We start from the raw sequence: 16,029 nt of genomic DNA, 5'->3' as shown, positions 1-16,029 counted from the left end.
TACAACCCTAAGTAGTCTTAGTCAGAGCAGGTGACTAAACCTACTCGATTGTAAAGTCTGACATTTTCACGCACTTTTCATTTAGCTTTCGCTAATATGATGAGTTACTTGAATAAGAGTTAATAGTCTTTCAACTATTGGTCTAAATGATTAAGGAATAAATCATTTAGCTATTGTTGGTATTTATACTTATGTGATTGAAGTGCGACACTTCGCACACCATATAAACACCGGGTATTTATATCAGCTTTCCAGATTGTTAAAGAGCGTCAAACTAGCGCACATTCGGCTAATTTGTGATTTCCCTCCTTGCGGAGAGTAAAAACCAAACTTAAATTGTTCATTAGAACCGCTTAAGTTTGGTTTCTAGAGTAATGATGGTGGAGCTAAGCAGGATCGAACTGCTGACCTCCTGCGTGCAAGGCAGGCGCTCTCCCAGCTGAGCTATAGCCCCATCTTTTCACCCAAGGCAGGTGTACTCTTTTAATTTCGTTATCATGTAATTTGTGTGAACACTCAACAAAGCGTTGTTTTACTTCAAGATAAGGAGGTGATCCAACCCCAGGTTCCCCTAGGGTTACCTTGTTACGACTTCACCCCAGTCATGAAACACAAAGTGGTGACCGTCCTCCCGAAGGTTAAACTAGCCACTTCTTTTGCATCCCACTCCCATGGTGTGACGGGCGGTGTGTACAAGGCCCGGGAACGTATTCACCGTGGCATTCTGATCCACGATTACTAGCGATTCCGACTTCATGGAGTCGAGTTGCAGACTCCAATCCGGACTACGACGTACTTTGTGGGATTCGCTCCACCTCGCGGTATTGCTGCCCTCTGTATACGCCATTGTAGCACGTGTGTAGCCCATCCCGTAAGGGCCATGATGACTTGACGTCGTCCCCACCTTCCTCCGGTTTATCACCGGCAGTCTCCTTAGAGTTCCCGCCACTACGCGCTGGCAAATAAGGATAGGGGTTGCGCTCGTTGCGGGACTTAACCCAACATTTCACAACACGAGCTGACGACAGCCATGCAGCACCTGTCACTCAGTTCCCGAAGGCACACCAAAATCTCTTTTGGCTTCTGAGGATGTCAAGGGATGGTAAGGTTCTTCGCGTTGCATCGAATTAAACCACATGCTCCACCGCTTGTGCGGGCCCCCGTCAATTCATTTGAGTTTTAACCTTGCGGCCGTACTCCCCAGGCGGTCAACTTAGCGCGTTAGCTACGCCACCCACTGCTCAAGGCAACAGACGGCTAGTTGACATCGTTTACGGCGTGGACTACCAGGGTATCTAATCCTGTTTGCTCCCCACGCTTTCGTACCTCAGCGTCAGTATCTGTCCAGGTGGCCGCCTTCGCCACTGATGTTCCTTCCAATCTCTACGCATTTCACCGCTACACTGGAAATTCCACCACCCTCTACAGTACTCTAGTTTGCCAGTTCAAAATGCAGTTCCAAGGTTGAGCCCTGGGCTTTCACATCTTGCTTAACAAACCGCCTACGTACGCTTTACGCCCAGTAATTCCGATTAACGCTTGCACCCCTCGTATTACCGCGGCTGCTGGCACGAAGTTAGCCGGTGCTTCTTCTGTAGGTAACGTCACAGATTGCAGTTATTAACTACAACCCTTTCCTCCCTACTGAAAGTGCTTTACAACCCTAGGGCCTTCTTCACACACGCGGCATGGCTGCATCAGGGTTTCCCCCATTGTGCAATATTCCCCACTGCTGCCTCCCGTAGGAGTCTGGGCCGTGTCTCAGTCCCAGTGTGGCTGATCATCCTCTCAAACCAGCTAGAGATCGTCGCCTTGGTGAGCCATTACCTCACCAACTAGCTAATCTCACTTGGGCTAATCTATAGGCGAGAGGTCCGAAGATCCCCCCCTTTGGTCCGTAGACATTATGCGGTATTAGCAGTCGTTTCCAACTGTTGTCCCCCACCTAAAGGCATATTCCCAAGCATTACTCACCCGTCCGCCGCTCGACGCCGAAGTACAAGTACTTCTCGTTTCCGCTCGACTTGCATGTGTTAAGCCTGCCGCCAGCGTTCAATCTGAGCCATGATCAAACTCTTCAATTAAAAAATCGTTTGTGGAGCCGAAGCTCCTGCTCAATGAATTCTGTCGTTTCTTCTCACCAAAGTGAAAAGAAGCATTACATATATAAGTATATATTTATTTGCGTGACATTCATCAAAGTGCTGCTTTACGTCCAATGGACTATGTAAAATCAACATCTATGTGAGTGCCCACACAAATTGCATGATAACTAATTGTTAAAGAACTCTCTTTCGAGAAGATATAAATCGCATTCGTTTATATCGTTTGCCTCAGTAGCTTTGCCCCGAAGCGGATGCGCATTGTACGCTTCCTAGTTTTGATGTCAACGTTTTTTTTAATTTATTTCAAATTAATTTTTAACGTTATCTTAAGCTAATCTTTCAAATTTGATTGAGTTAACTTATCAAAACTGACTTCTTAAGTCTCCCTGAGAAGTGGATGCGCATTTTAGACACTTTTCTTCTCAGGTCAACCCTTATTTGCAATTAATTTAGCGTTTACAGCTTAAGTGTTCAAAGCTTATACAATTCACACAAATAACCAGCTAAAAACGCTATTATTTGCCATTTACATACATAAACCGCCATCGATTTCGACAACACGACCAGTAAAAAAGTCATTTTCACAGATATATTTCGCCGTATGAGCAATTTCTTCCGCTTCACCTAAGCGACCAACTGGTTTCATTTTTTCTAATCTATCACGCATCTCAGGTTTCATTGCATCTGTCATAGCCGTACGAATTACACCTGGCGCTATTGCACCAACACGAATACCGTGTCGTCCAAGTTCTCTAGCCCAAGTAATTGTCATAGCGACAACGCCAGCTTTAGAGGCTGCATAATTGGTTTGTCCCATATTACCGCCACGAGCAATGGAAGACATATTAATAATGACACCTTTTCTACCCGCTTCAATCATATGAACCGCAGCTTCACGTCCGCAAAGGAAAACACCTGTTAAGTTGACATCAATGACTGATTGAAATTGCTCCAACGACATTTTTTTCGTCACTTGACCATCTTTTTCCTTAACAAACATGCCATCTCTTAAAATGCCAGCATTATTAATTAAGCAATCGATACCTGCAAAATCACTATTAATTTGAGCAAAAGTCGACTCGACCTCACTTTCAACACTTACATTAGCAATATAATACTTTGCCTTAACGCCTTGTTGCTCTATTAGTGTTACGGTTTCTTGTAATAACGCTTCATTTAAATCAATTAAAGCGATATTAGCGCCACTTTTAGCAAAGCTTAGCGCCATGGTTCTACCTAGGCCTTGACCACCACCAGTAATGACTACTGTTTTATCTTGTACATTCATATTCTTTTCTTTTAATAAAAATTAATAGTGCTATTTATCGTGATTGAACACGTTAAAAATACTAGAGAAATCTTTTGCACCATTACCTGATGCCGCATGCATGGCATATAAGCTACGTGCTAAAGCCCCCATTGGCGTTGACGATTGACTCGCTAATGCTGTTTCCATAGCTAAGCCGAGATCTTTCGCCATTAAATCCACCATAAAACCACCTTGGTAGTCATTTGCTGACGGAACATTTTCCATCACGCCTGGGCACGGGTTATAAACATCTAATGTCCAGTTACTCCCTGAACTTTTACTCATAATATTTGAAAGCACTTTAGCATCTAGCCCATTAGCTAAACCAAGCTGTAATGCTTCACTTGTACCGACCATAAGTACTGATAGCAACATGTTATTGCAAACTTTTGCTATTTGACCGGCACCATGCTGACCAGCATGAAAAATATTCTTGCCCATGGCTTCTAAAATAGGTTTAACTTGTGCGAATTCTTCTTCACTCCCGCCAACCATAAAGCTCAATGTACCAGCCACTGCGCCGCCCACACCCCCAGATACTGGCGCATCAACAAAGTTAATGCCCTTTTCTGCAAGTACAGATGCAACTTTTTGCGAGGTTTTTGCATCTATGGTTGATGAATCTATTACATGACTACCCGGTTTAATATGCTCAGCCAATCCTGAACTAGGTGTTAAATAGACAGCTTCAACGTGCTTGCCAGCAGGTAACATTGAAATAATAAATTCTGCACCTTTAACACAGCTGATGGCATCATCAAAGGTAGTTGCACCTTGCTCGACAACATGAGCAACAGCTTCTTTGGATAAATCAAAAACACTAACTTGATGACCTGCTTTTACTAAGTTGATGGCCATAGGGCCGCCCATATTACCTAGCCCGATAAATGCTATATTTGCCATGATTATTTCCTCATTAAATTCTTTTCACTGTATTGCGTTAACTGCGTTAATACTAGCACCTATAAATCTGCTAACGGGTGCGTAGCATCTTGCCACTTATCGGTAAAAAACCAATCGACAACTTGACTATCTACATCATCAATTGCAGCAAAACGCCAGTTAGGTTGATTATCTTTATCTATTAATAATGCTCTTACACCTTCAACAAACTCACCAAATTTACCACTTTTAACTGACAAATTTAGCTCCATTCTAAAACAGTCAGCTAAAGGTAAAGATTTACCTAACTGTAGCTGCTTGTACGTAATACAAGCACTTAATGCACTACCGTGTTTCAGAGATTTTTGTCCGCGATTAAACCACTTATCTTCGATGTCACAATGAATAATGGCATCAACGATACTTTTAATATCATCTTGATTAACAAGCTCGGCAATCAAGTGTTGGTGTTCGCGTATATGTGAGGCAGGTAATTTATTTTGCGACTGTTTTTCAAAGTCTTGTAGCACTACTGATAATTTTTCATGATTAAGGGCAATAGTATCACCCCAATTCACCTGCAATAATTGCTCGACAAATTCACCGTGCTTATCTTGACTCATAAAGTAATCGGCCAAATGGGTAAATTTTGCATCAGCAGCATTGATACTGGCACCAGTTAAACCCAAGAATAAACCACAGCCATTTGGCATTTTATTTAAAAAGTAACTTGCACCAACATCAGGATAAAGCCCTATGCTAATTTCTGGCATAGCAATCCGTGAAGACTCAGTAACGACTCTGTGACTTGCGCCAACCATCATACCTAAGCCTCCGCCCATAACTATACCACTGCCCCAAACAATAAATGGTTTGTTATAACGGTGAATTAAGTAATCTAACTGATACTCTTTAACAAAATAAGTTTCAATTGCAGGTGCGTAATCATCTTTATGACTCGACATTTCTTTATAAAGATGAACAATGTCACCACCAGCACAAAAAGCTTTTTCGCCCTCTCCTTTCAATAACACCGCAGCAATATCATCGCATTGTTGCCATGCTTGTAGTTGAGGATAAAGTAAATCAATCATTTCACCACTTAATGCATTAAGTGATTTAGGGGAATTTAACGTCGCAACGGCAATTTTCTTACCGTTTGCACAATTTAACTCTTCAAAGGTAACTACATTAGACATAATGAAAGCCTTACTTATTAGACCAAACAGGCGCACGCTTTTCTAAGAATGCTTGCACACCTTCGGTTTGATCTTGAGAATCAAAGAGATCAACAAATGCTTGGCGCTCTACAGGCAAAGCATCAGCTATTGGTGTAGCTCTATGCATTTGCACTAATTTTTTACATGCGCTAACCGCAACAGGACTTTGCTTAGCAACTTTTGCAGCTAAGGCAATTGCCGCTTGCAAACCTTCACCTGAGGCGACGACTTCTTCTACTAAACCAATTTGCTCTGCTTTTTGTGCCTTAATACGCTCACCACACAAAATCATGCGCTTAGTCCAGCCTTCACCGACAAGAATATGCAAGTTTTGCGTGCCGCCAGCACAAGGTAATAAGCCAACCGTTGCTTCTGGTAACGCCATTTGCGCATGTTCTTCTGCAATTCTAATATCACATGCTAACGCAACTTCAAGACCGCCGCCCATGGCGTAGCCGTTAATAGCTGCGATTGACACACCACGAAATTGAGATAAGGTTTCAAACGCTTGACCAAAAATTTCACTCATCTCACGAGCAACTGTTTTATCGCCATCAGCAAAAACATTTAAATCTGCGCCTGCGGAAAAGAATTTATCACCGCCGCCCGTTAACACTAACGCATAAACGTCTTTGTCTTCATTAAGTTCAATCACTAAATCGCGCAAATCAGCTAAGCTTTGCGCTGTCCAAGTATGTGCTGGTGGATTATTAAAGGTTACCACTGCAGTATTGCCCTGCTTTTCTACTAACAAATAATCTGACATGATCTTTCCTCAAAATTCGATTGTCTTAAAGCAGTTGACCTGCGCCTTGTGTTAATAAACGACGCGCAATGATCAAGCGCATAATTTCATTGGTGCCTTCTAAAATTTGATGCACACGAACATCCCTAAAATGACGCTCTAATGGGTACTCTTTGATATAACCATAACCACCGTGTATTTGCAGCGCAGCATCACACACTTTAAAGCCAATATCTGTGGCAAAACGTTTGGCCATAGCACAGTACGCGGTTTTTTCCGGATCATTTTGATCGAGCTTATAAGCTGCCAAACGTACCAATTGTCTTGCTGCAACGAGCTCAGTTGCCATATCAGCTAATTTAAACTGTAAGCCTTGAAATGCTGCGATAGGCTTACCAAATTGTTCACGCTCTTGCATATAAGCAGCGGCAGTATCTAGCGCTTGCTGAGCTGTACCAATTGAACAAGTAGCAATATTAATGCGACCACCGTCTAAGCCTTTCATTGCTAAGGTAAAACCTTCACCTTCACTGGCTAATAAGTTTTCAACTGGCACTTTTACATCTTCAAACGTAACTAAGCGTGTTGGCTGGGCATTCCAACCCATTTTCTCTTCTGCTTTACCGTAAATAATGCCATCAGTATCAGCAGGGATTGCTAAGGCAGAAATACCTTTAGGGCCAGCTTCACCTGTTCTTACCATGACAACGAGCATATCGGTTTCACCAGCACCTGAGATAAACATCTTAGAGCCATTAACGATATAATGTTCACCGTCTTTTTTAGCCGTAGTTCTCAATGACGCTGCATCTGAGCCAGAGCCAGGCTCTGTTAAACAATAAGAAGCAAGCTTTTCACCAGTAACTAATGATGGACACCAAGCATCTTTAACCGCTTGTGTACCCCAGGTAGCTATCATCCACGTTGCCATATTGTGTATGGTCATCATGGCTGTTGTTGTTGTGCAGCCCATCGCCATTTGCTCAAAAATAATTGATGAGTCTAGACGACTTAAGCCTAAGCCTCCGGCATCTTCTGGTGCATAAAGGCCACAAAAACCAAGTTCACCCGCCTTGGTAATCACCTCTTTTGGAAAAATGTGCTCTTGGTCCCACTTAGCAGCATTAGGTAATAATTCACTATCACTAAATTGCTTAGCGGTATCAGCAAACATTTGCTGATCTTCAGTTAAATCAAAATTCATGTTTAATTCCTATGTGCTAATGCTTATAACATTTCAACAGCAATCGCCGTTGCTTCACCGCCGCCTATACATAATGAGGCAACACCTTTCTTAAGGCCTTTATTTTTCAGCGCGTGAATCAAGGTCACCATAATACGGGCACCACTCGCCCCTAATGGGTGACCTAAAGCACATGCGCCACCATGAATATTTACTTTGTCAATATCAAGCCCCATATGTTTAACTGCCAGCATAGTGACCATGGCAAATGCTTCATTAATTTCAAATAAATCAACATCATCAACATTCCAACCGGCTTTATCTAAAAGCTTATTCATCGCGCCAACTGGGGCAACGGTAAATTCAGCAGGCTTTTGCGCATGCGTAGCGTGGGCAACAACTTTACATAAAGGTGTTAACCCTTGTGCCTGTGCTTGAGAAAGCTTCATCATCACTAAAGCTGCGGCACCGTCTGAGATGGAACTAGAGTTTGCTGCGGTAATAGTGCCATCTTTTTTAAAGGCTGGACGAAGTGAAGGAATTTTATCCGGGCGGGCATTACCGGGTTGTTCATCAGTATCAATTACAGATTCTACTCTGCGGTTAACTACTGAAACTGGGGTAATTTCATTAGCAAAAGCACCAGATTCAATGGCATTATTTGCTCGACTTAATGAACGAATGGCAAATTCATCCATTTCTTCTCGAGTAAAACCTGTTTCATCAGCCGTTTCTTGAGCAAAGCAGCCCATAGAAATACCATCATAGGCATTCTCTAAACCATCAAGCATCATATGATCTAGCACTTGACCATGCCCCATACGCATACCACTGCGCGCTTTTGGCAAAATATAAGGTGCATTACTCATGCTCTCCATACCACCAGCAATGGCAACATTAATTGAGCCGGCTAAAATCGCATCATGTGCTTGCATAGCTGCTTTCATACCTGAGCCACACACCTTATTAATCGTGGTACAAACCGTAGATAAGGATAAATCCGCCGCTAAAGCCGCTTGTCTAGCTGGTGCTTGCTTTAAACCCGCAGGTAAAACACAGCCCATTATTACTTCATCAATTTGATCATTTTCAAGGTTAGCAGTTTTTACAGCCGCTTTAATTGCAGCACTGCCTAACTGAGTGGCATCCAAGTTAGCAAGGCAACCACCAAATCCCCCCATAGGGGTTCTTGTTGCAGAAACAATAACGATAGGATCATGTGTAGACATCAGGTTCTCCGACAATTTATATAGTTATCAAAGTCTAGTTAGTTTCCAACCAAAAAGACGCTTTATCTATTAAGCCTACCCCAATATTACCTTTACGCCAACGTAAACTTTAGTACTAGTTACTATGATTAATTTGCAGAGTGTAAGCTCAAAGTTACAGCAAGCCCGACAGATAAATAACTAAAACCAAGATGAAAGCACAGATAAAGGTCACGCTCATTCTTTACGTTTACGTAAACTTCATGTAAGGTTTAAACAATAGTGAATTAAATGATAAATATTATGACAACCAGAACTAGCCAAGCTCGCTACTCCATCGGCGATTTATCAAAAGAGTTTGATATTACTACCCGTAGTATTCGCTTTTATGAAGACCAAGGGTTATTACACCCTAGCCGTAAAGGGCAAACACGAATTTATAACCAAAGAGACAGAGTTCGACTAAAGTTAATTTTACGTGGTAAACGCTTAGGTTTCTCTTTGGCAGAAACAGGTCGCTTATTTGAGCTCTATGACGCCGATAAAACTAGTGCAACACAGCTCTCGACAATGATGGAGTTGATAGTACAAAAGAAGAACGATCTAAATCAACAGCTTGAAGACATTAATGCCGTACTTATCGAGCTAAATGACTTAGAAGCAAACTGTGAAAAAATACTCGCTAACATTAGCACCGAACAAAAGTAAGGATAAAACATGATCTCTCAATTCAGCTCTTTAAACTTTAATTTAGGCGAAACCGTGGAAATGATCCGCGATACTGTCAATGCTTTTGCTCGAGATGAAATTGCGCCACGTGCAGAGCAAATTGATTTAGATAACGAATTTCCAATGGATTTATGGCGAAAATTTGGCGACCTTGGCTTACTTGGTATGACAGTTGATGAACAATACGGTGGCTCAGGCTTAGGTTATTTAGAGCATATGGTTGCTATGCAAGAAATTTCACGCGCATCAGCTTCTGTTGGTTTAAGTTACGGCGCTATGTCTAACCTGTGTTTAAACCAATTAAACAAAAATGGCTCTCATGAGCAAAAAGCCAAGTACCTACCTAAACTTTGTACTGGTGAGCATATCGGTGCCTTAGCCATGAGTGAGCCAAACGCCGGCTCTGATGTGGTTAGCATGAAACTACGCGCTGATAAACAAGGTGATAAGTACATATTAAATGGTAATAAAATGTGGATCACTAACGGCCCAGACGCCCATGTTTATGTTATCTACGCCAAAACAGATACCTCAGCCGGCTCAAAAGGCATTACCGCGTTTATCGTTGAGCGCGATTACCCAGGTTTTTCTCGTCATCAGAAGCTCGATAAATTAGGTATGCGTGGTTCAAACACTTGTGAGCTAGTGTTTGAAAACTGTGAAGTACCCGCTGAAAACGTATTAGGTGAAGAAGGTAAAGGCGTACGTGTATTAATGTCTGGTCTTGATTACGAGCGCTTAGTATTAACTGGTGGGCCATTAGGTATTATGGATGCCTGCATGGATTTAGTTGTGCCTTATATTCACGATAGAAAGCAATTTGGTCAATCCATTGGCGAGTTTCAACTTATCCAAGGAAAAATTGCCGATATGTACACGCAAATGAATGCCGCTAAAGCATACGCTTATATGTGTGCTCAAGCTGCTGATAGAGGCGAAACCACCCGCAAAGATGCCGCAGGCGTTATCTTATACGCAGCAGAGCTTGCCACGAAAATGGCGCTTGATGCCATTCAATTACTTGGTGGTAATGGTTATATCAATGAATTCCCAGCAGGTCGTTTATTACGTGATGCCAAACTTTATGAAATTGGTGCTGGTACCTCAGAAATTCGCCGCATGCTAATTGGACGTGAATTGTTCAACGAATCAAATTAATCAATTTATGAGCTATACCCAAGGTGTAGCTCATGACCAACTAGCCCATTTAAAAGGTTTTTGTTGTGACTAAAATAATTTCAAAAGTTAACACCCGTAGTCAAGATTTCCTCGATAACTCGGCTCATATGCAAAGCCAAGTAGACGATTTACGCGCTAAATTAAATGATATCAAGCAAGGTGGCGGTGAACGCAGCCGAACTCGCCATACCGATAGAGGTAAACTATTACCTAGAGATAGAGTTAATGCCTTACTTGATAATGGTTCAGCTTTTCTAGAGTTCTCGCAATTAGCAGCCTATAAGGTCTATGACGATAATGTACCTTGTGCTGGTATCATCACCGGTATTGGCCGTGTCGGCGGACAAGAGTGTGTTATTGTTGCTAATGATGCAACCGTTAAGGGCGGTACTTACTACCCGCTTACGGTAAAAAAACACTTAAGAGCACAAGCGATAGCTCAAGAAAACAATTTACCTTGTATTTACCTAGTGGACTCAGGTGGTGCCAACCTACCGAATCAAGATGACGTCTTCCCTGATAAAGAGCATTTTGGCCGAATCTTTTTCAATCAAGCCAATATGTCCGCGCAAAATATCCCACAAATAGCTGTGGTGATGGGCTCATGTACTGCTGGTGGTGCTTATGTTCCCGCCATGGCAGATGAGTCTATTATTGTAAAAGAGCAAGGTACTATCTTTTTAGCTGGCCCACCTTTAGTAAAAGCTGCTACTGGTGAAGTAGTGAGCGCAGAAGATTTAGGCGGAGCTGATGTGCATTGTCGCACCTCAGGGGTTACCGACCATTACGCGCAAAATGATCATCACGCACTTGAAATCGCCAGAAGTGCGGTGAAAAACCTCAATAGAAAAAAATCAGTCGATATTGACATTAAAGCGGTTAATGAGCCTGCATACGATACAAGTGAAATTTACGGCATCATTCCTAAAGATACCCGCCAGCCTTACGATGTTCGTGAAGTCATTGCACGTATTGTCGATGCGAGTCAATTTGAAGAATTTAAAGCCTTGTACGGTAGTACGTTAGTTTGTGGCTTTGCTCATATTTATGGCTACCCCGTTGGTATTGTCGCTAATAATGGTGTGCTATTTGGTGAGTCAGCAGAAAAAGGCGCCCACTTTATTCAGCTATGTGCGCAACGAAAAATCCCCTTAGTTTTCTTACAAAACATCACGGGCTTTATGGTAGGTCAACAATATGAATCTGGCGGTATCGCAAAGCATGGCGCTAAAATGGTAACCGCAGTAGCCACAGCACAAGTGCCTAAATTTACGATATTGATTGGCGGCAGCTTTGGCGCAGGTAACTATGGTATGTGCGGTCGCGCTTATGATCCGAGATTTTTATTTATGTGGCCAAATGCGCGTATATCAGTCATGGGTGGCGAACAAGCCGCTGGCGTAATGGCACAAGTAACCCGAGATAAAAAAGAAAAGCTTGGTGAAACTTGGACTGATGAACAAGAGCAAGCATTTAAGCAGCCGATCATGGATAATTATGAGCATCAAGGTCACCCCTACTACGCCTCAGCGCGCCTGTGGGACGATGGCATTATCGACCCTGCTGATACCAGACAGGTATTAGGCTTAGCAATTTCCGCAGCACTTAATAAACCCATAGCTGATACCAAGTTTGGTATCTTTAGAATGTAGGTGGCTTTATTATGCAAGACTTTAATGACAACCCTATGCCAAGCCTAAGTGACAAGGTACTGTTTGACCTTGATGACCAAGGTGTGGCTACCGTAACCTTAAATAATGCCGAAAAACATAATGCTTTTGATGATGAAATCATTAAGCAGCTTTTAGCCATCTTTACGCATATTGCCAAGCGTAGCGATATCAAAGTGATGGTATTAGCATCCAGGGGCAAAAGCTTTAGTGCTGGTGCTGATTTAGGCTGGATGAAACGTATGGCCTCGTATTCATACGACGATAACCTTACCGACGCTAATGCCCTAGCAGCTATGTTAAAGGCACTTAATTTTATGCCACAGCCAAGCATAGCGAAAATTCAAGGTGCAGCCTTTGGTGGCGCCGTTGGTTTAGCAAGCTGCTGCGATATAGTTATTGCCAGTAATAAAGCAAGCTTTTGTTTAAGTGAAGTTAAGCTTGGCCTTATCCCTGCTACTATCAGTCCTTATGTAGTCTCTGCCATTGGCTTAAAGGCGTCGCGTCGATACTTTCAAACCGCTGAGCGCTTTTTTGCCGATAAAGCCATGCACTTAGGTTTAGTCGATGAAGTTGTTGAGCTTGATGCCTTAGATGATGCCGTAAAGACAATGACAACAAGCTTATTAGCCAATGGCCCCCTTGCTATGCGCCAAGCCAAACAACTCGCCTTTGATGTTGCTTATAAAGATATCAGCGATACCTTAGTAGCAGATACCAGCGAGCGCATTGCCGCGATAAGAGTATCAGGTGAAGGCCAAGAAGGCTTAAGTGCTTTTTTTGAAAAACGTCGCCCCAGTTGGCAACAATGCCCAAACGATAAAAGGAATCCTTAAATGTTCTCAAAGATTTTAATTGCCAACCGTGGCGAAATCGCTTGTCGTATCATTAAAACCGCCAAAAAAATGGGCATTTCAACCGTTGCCGTCTATTCAGATGCTGATAAAGATGCTTTGCATGTTCATATGGCTGATGAAGCTATCTATTTAGGGGCTTCGCCATCAAGAGAAAGTTACTTGGTGATTGATAAAGTTATTGCCGCCGCCAAACTAACCGGCGCTCAAGCAATTCACCCAGGCTATGGCTTTTTATCAGAAAATGCTGACTTCTGTAAGGCGTGCGCACAAGAAAATATCACCTTTATTGGTCCACCTGTTGGTGCTATTGAAGCGATGGGTTCTAAATCAGCAGCAAAATCTATCATGGAAAAAGCTAATGTGCCTTTAGTTCCAGGCTATCATGGTGATGATCAATCACATGACGTTATTAAAGCGGCAGCCGATAGTATGGGTTACCCCGTTTTACTTAAGGCTACCGCTGGCGGTGGTGGTAAAGGTATGCGCCAAGTATGGAGTGAAGCAGAATTTAGCCAAGGCCTTGAAGCGGCAAAGCGTGAAGCTAAATCATCCTTTGGTGATGATACTATGTTAGTGGAAAAATACCTAACACAACCACGACACGTAGAAATTCAAGTGTTTTGCGATAACCACAATAATGCCGTTTACCTTTTTGAACGAGATTGTTCTGTACAGCGTCGTCATCAAAAAGTAATAGAAGAAGCACCAGCTTTTAAAATGCCTGACGAGCTTCGTGCAAAAATGGGTGAAGCTGCGATAAAGTCAGCGCAAGCCATTGGCTATCAAGGTGCAGGTACGGTTGAATTTTTACTTGATGTTGACGGTTCATTTTATTTTATGGAAATGAATACGCGCTTACAGGTAGAACATCCTGTAACTGAACTGATTACAGGACAAGATCTGGTTGAATGGCAACTGAGAGTGGCTGCCAATGAAACGCTACCCAAAACACAACAACAGCTAAGCATTCACGGCCATGCCTTTGAAGCGAGAATTTATGCCGAAGATGCCGACAATGACTTTTTACCGGCAACAGGTAAGCTAGCACTATTACAAACGCCCGTTGAAAGTGAGCATGTCCGTATAGATACTGGCGTGCGTCAAGGGGATGAAGTAAGTGTTTATTACGATCCTATGATAGCTAAGCTGATTGTTTGGGATGAAAATCGTGAAAAAGCGCTACAACGTTTAACCAAAGCACTAAGCGAGTATCGTATCAATGGTGTTACCACCAATATTGATTTCCTCTACAATTTAGCTAGTTGTCAGCCTTTTGTTCAAGAGGATATAGATACAGGTTTTATCGAAAAGCATAACGATTTAATCTTTCATCAAAACAGTCAAACCTTAGCAAACGAACTGCCGATAGCCGCACTTTATCTGCTCTTATCAAATGCCAATGAAGCGCAACTAAAAGCTAAACAAAGCAGTGATCCATATTCACCTTGGCATAGCACCAGTGCTTGGCGATTAAATGAAGCGCATGTTCATCAGCTTATACTCGCTCACAATGAACAAAACTATGACATTGAGATTGAACAAAAACATCAAGGCAGCGATAGCTACTACTTGATCAGCATTAGCCAAGATAACCAGCTGATGCAAACAGTCGATTGTCAAGGTGAGATAAAAGGCGAACATATGATTGTCAATATTGATGGTCACCGTAGCCAAGCAACCATTGCCCATGATGAAAATAAAATTAACATCTATCGTGCTAATGGTGTCTTTAGCTTTAAACACATTTTACCCGATTATGGCAGCAATGAAGCTAACGACTCAAATGGCGGCTTAACTGCGCCAATGAATGGCACTATGGTCAGTGTACTGGTAAAAGCTGGCGAAAAAGTTAGCAAAGATCAACCATTAGTGATCATGGAAGCAATGAAAATGGAGCACACCATCAAAGCACCGAGCGACGGCATGATAGACGAAGTCTTTTTTAATGCGGGTGATATGGTTGACGGTGGTGCTGAATTACTTGCTTTTACCGAAGCAGAGGTTAGTTAATGAAACAAGCTAATAACTTACCAACCAAGGTTAAAATTGTTGAAGTAGGCCCAAGAGATGGCCTACAAAATGAAGCTAAGCTCATCAGTGCTGAAGATAAAATCAAACTCATTGAAGCATTAGCCAATGCTGGCGTTAGTTATATCGAAAGTGGCAGTTTTGTCTCGCCTAAATGGGTACCACAAATGGCAACCTCAACTGACGTTTTTGCCAATATCACTCGTTTAGACAATGTGACTTATGCTGCCTTAACACCCAATATGAAAGGCTATCAAGCCGCCATTGATGTTAATGCTGACGAAGTCGCTATTTTTGGCGCAGCATCAGAAAGCTTTAGCCAAAAAAATATCAACTGCTCTATTGCAGAAAGCCTTGAGCGCTTTGCGCCAATTATGAAAGCCGCAAAAGCTGCAAATATAAAAGTGAGAGGCTATGTTTCTTGTGTTGTTGGCTGCCCTTATGAAGGAGATATAGCGCCAGAGCAAGTGGCAATGGTTGCAGAAAAACTATATCAAATGGGTTGTTACGAAATATCACTAGGTGACACCATAGGGGTTGGCACACCGGCAAGTGTAACTGAAATGATACGCGCGGTCAGTGCCCGTGTGCCCTTAGATAAACTTGCTGTTCACTTTCATGATACCTATGGTCAGGCGTTAACAAACATTTACGCGGTACTACAAATGGGCATTTCGGTCGTTGACAGTGCTATTGCAGGCCTTGGTGGCTGCCCTTATGCTAAAGGCGCTTCAGGTAATGTTGCTACTGAAGATGTCGTCTACCTTTTACATGGTTTAGGCATAGAAACTGATATTAATTTTGAAAAACTATTGGAAGCAGGCTGGTTTATCAGTAAAAAACTCAATAAACCGAGCGTATCAAAAGTTTCCAGTGCATACCTTGCTAAGCAAGAGTCCTAGCATAATTTACCA

Annotated in this window: 12 protein-coding genes, 1 tRNA gene and 1 rRNA gene; 6 read left to right on the top strand and 8 right to left on the bottom strand. The window is 42.4% G+C overall.

Features of this window, described 5'->3' with window-relative positions; translation table 11 throughout:
• Positions 1-378 precede the first annotated feature (378 nt).
• The 8 genes from EMK97_RS18840 to EMK97_RS18805 form a co-directional block, all read right to left on the bottom strand.
• Positions 379-454 (bottom strand) — tRNA-Ala (locus EMK97_RS18840).
• Between the two features lie 89 nt (positions 455-543).
• A 16S ribosomal RNA gene (locus EMK97_RS18835) occupies positions 544-2,084 on the bottom strand.
• Positions 2,085-2,631: 547 nt separating this feature from the next.
• A complete protein-coding gene (locus tag EMK97_RS18830; protein WP_130604300.1) occupies positions 2,632-3,393 on the bottom strand; it encodes an SDR family oxidoreductase in 762 nt (253 codons plus the stop codon).
• 30 nt (positions 3,394-3,423) lie between these two features.
• Positions 3,424-4,317, bottom strand: coding sequence for a 3-hydroxyisobutyrate dehydrogenase (gene mmsB, locus EMK97_RS18825; protein WP_130604299.1), 894 nt, complete (start codon positions 4,315-4,317; stop codon positions 3,424-3,426).
• Between the two features lie 59 nt (positions 4,318-4,376).
• Complete coding sequence (locus tag EMK97_RS18820; RefSeq protein WP_130604298.1) at positions 4,377-5,495, bottom strand: enoyl-CoA hydratase/isomerase family protein; 1,119 nt, start codon at positions 5,493-5,495, stop codon at positions 4,377-4,379.
• Between the two features lie 10 nt (positions 5,496-5,505).
• The gene (locus EMK97_RS18815) at positions 5,506-6,282 is read right to left on the bottom strand and encodes an enoyl-CoA hydratase (protein WP_130604297.1); all 777 of its coding nucleotides are present in this window, start codon (positions 6,280-6,282) and stop codon (positions 5,506-5,508) included.
• 25 nt (positions 6,283-6,307) lie between these two features.
• Positions 6,308-7,465 (bottom strand): acyl-CoA dehydrogenase family protein, encoded by a 1,158-nt coding sequence (locus EMK97_RS18810; RefSeq protein ID WP_130604296.1) that lies wholly within the window; start codon positions 7,463-7,465, stop codon positions 6,308-6,310.
• Between the two features lie 23 nt (positions 7,466-7,488).
• Entirely contained in the window at positions 7,489-8,673 is a 1,185-nt protein-coding gene (locus EMK97_RS18805) for an acetyl-CoA C-acyltransferase (protein WP_130604295.1), read from the bottom strand.
• A 279-nt stretch (positions 8,674-8,952) separates the two neighbouring features.
• On the opposite strand from EMK97_RS18805, the gene EMK97_RS18800 reads away from it, so the two are divergent.
• The 6 genes from EMK97_RS18800 to EMK97_RS18775 all read left to right on the top strand — a co-directional run bounded on the left by EMK97_RS18800 (position 8,953) and on the right by EMK97_RS18775 (position 16,017).
• Positions 8,953-9,360 carry a MerR family transcriptional regulator gene (locus tag EMK97_RS18800; protein ID WP_425462198.1) on the top strand — a complete coding sequence of 136 codons (408 nt, stop codon included), beginning with the start codon at positions 8,953-8,955 and terminating at the stop codon, positions 9,358-9,360.
• Between the two features lie 9 nt (positions 9,361-9,369).
• On the top strand, positions 9,370-10,539 hold the full coding sequence (locus tag EMK97_RS18795) for an isovaleryl-CoA dehydrogenase (protein WP_130604293.1): 1,170 nt from the start codon (positions 9,370-9,372) through the stop codon (positions 10,537-10,539).
• Between the two features lie 65 nt (positions 10,540-10,604).
• On the top strand, positions 10,605-12,212 hold the full coding sequence (locus tag EMK97_RS18790) for a carboxyl transferase domain-containing protein (RefSeq protein WP_130604292.1): 1,608 nt from the start codon (positions 10,605-10,607) through the stop codon (positions 12,210-12,212).
• An 11-nt stretch (positions 12,213-12,223) separates the two neighbouring features.
• A complete protein-coding gene (locus EMK97_RS18785; RefSeq protein ID WP_246028835.1) occupies positions 12,224-13,066 on the top strand; it encodes an enoyl-CoA hydratase/isomerase family protein in 843 nt (280 codons plus the stop codon).
• The gene (locus EMK97_RS18780) at positions 13,067-15,097 is read left to right on the top strand and encodes an acetyl/propionyl/methylcrotonyl-CoA carboxylase subunit alpha (protein ID WP_130604291.1); all 2,031 of its coding nucleotides are present in this window, start codon (positions 13,067-13,069) and stop codon (positions 15,095-15,097) included.
• Positions 15,097-16,017, top strand: coding sequence for a hydroxymethylglutaryl-CoA lyase (locus EMK97_RS18775; RefSeq protein ID WP_130604290.1), 921 nt, complete (start codon positions 15,097-15,099; stop codon positions 16,015-16,017). Before EMK97_RS18780 ends, EMK97_RS18775 begins: the two co-directional genes overlap by 1 nt.
• The last annotated feature ends 12 nt before the right edge of the window (positions 16,018-16,029 follow it).

Source organism: Litorilituus sediminis (assembly GCF_004295665.1).
In the GTDB taxonomy this organism is placed as follows: domain Bacteria; phylum Pseudomonadota; class Gammaproteobacteria; order Enterobacterales; family Alteromonadaceae; genus Colwellia; species Colwellia sediminis.
Note: the sequence above shows the minus strand (reverse complement) of the source record. Positions and strands in the feature narration are given on the sequence as shown.

What these genes read in the sequence shown, in the direction of transcription:
- EMK97_RS18830 (WP_130604300.1), bottom strand. Translation starts at nt 3,393, where the DNA reads ATGAATGTACAAGATAAAACAGTAGTCATTACTGGTGGTGGTCAAGGC.
- mmsB (WP_130604299.1), bottom strand. Translation starts at nt 4,317, where the DNA reads ATGGCAAATATAGCATTTATCGGGCTAGGTAATATGGGCGGCCCTATG.
- EMK97_RS18820 (WP_130604298.1), bottom strand. Translation starts at nt 5,495, where the DNA reads ATGTCTAATGTAGTTACCTTTGAAGAGTTAAATTGTGCAAACGGTAAG.
- EMK97_RS18815 (WP_130604297.1), bottom strand. Translation starts at nt 6,282, where the DNA reads ATGTCAGATTATTTGTTAGTAGAAAAGCAGGGCAATACTGCAGTGGTA.
- EMK97_RS18810 (WP_130604296.1), bottom strand. Translation starts at nt 7,465, where the DNA reads ATGAATTTTGATTTAACTGAAGATCAGCAAATGTTTGCTGATACCGCT.
- EMK97_RS18805 (WP_130604295.1), bottom strand. Translation starts at nt 8,673, where the DNA reads ATGTCTACACATGATCCTATCGTTATTGTTTCTGCAACAAGAACCCCT.
- EMK97_RS18795 (WP_130604293.1), top strand. Translation starts at nt 9,370, where the DNA reads ATGATCTCTCAATTCAGCTCTTTAAACTTTAATTTAGGCGAAACCGTG.
- EMK97_RS18785 (WP_246028835.1), top strand. Translation starts at nt 12,224, where the DNA reads ATGCAAGACTTTAATGACAACCCTATGCCAAGCCTAAGTGACAAGGTA.
- EMK97_RS18780 (WP_130604291.1), top strand. Translation starts at nt 13,067, where the DNA reads ATGTTCTCAAAGATTTTAATTGCCAACCGTGGCGAAATCGCTTGTCGT.
- EMK97_RS18775 (WP_130604290.1), top strand. Translation starts at nt 15,097, where the DNA reads ATGAAACAAGCTAATAACTTACCAACCAAGGTTAAAATTGTTGAAGTA.